This is a genomic window from Pseudomonas pichavaramensis (assembly GCF_050473265.1).
In the GTDB taxonomy this organism is placed as follows: domain Bacteria; phylum Pseudomonadota; class Gammaproteobacteria; order Pseudomonadales; family Pseudomonadaceae; genus Aquipseudomonas.
This window is the reverse complement of sequence record NZ_JBJKFJ010000043.1, coordinates 1-204: the sequence shown is the minus strand read 5'-3', so window position 1 is coordinate 204 and position 204 is coordinate 1. Positions and strand designations below refer to the sequence as shown.

The window sequence follows — 204 nt, the reverse complement described above, 5'->3', positions numbered from 1 at the left end:
CCGTCTTCGCCGTTCAGGGCCATCAGAGCGGAACCGATGATGATCGGAGTGTCGTCGCCCGGGAAGTCGTAGGTGCTCAGCAGATCGCGAACTTCCATCTCGACCAGCTCCAGCAGCTCAGCGTCGTCAACCATGTCAGCCTTGTTCAGGAAGACAACGATGTACGGTACGCCAACCTGACGGGACAGCAGGATGTGCTCACGG

General features: G+C 59.3%; 1 protein-coding gene. It reads right to left on the bottom strand.

The features are described from left to right. A partial coding sequence (locus ACJRW5_RS24940; RefSeq protein WP_484573144.1) for a GTP-binding protein occupies window positions 1–204 on the bottom strand: 204 nt, incomplete at both ends.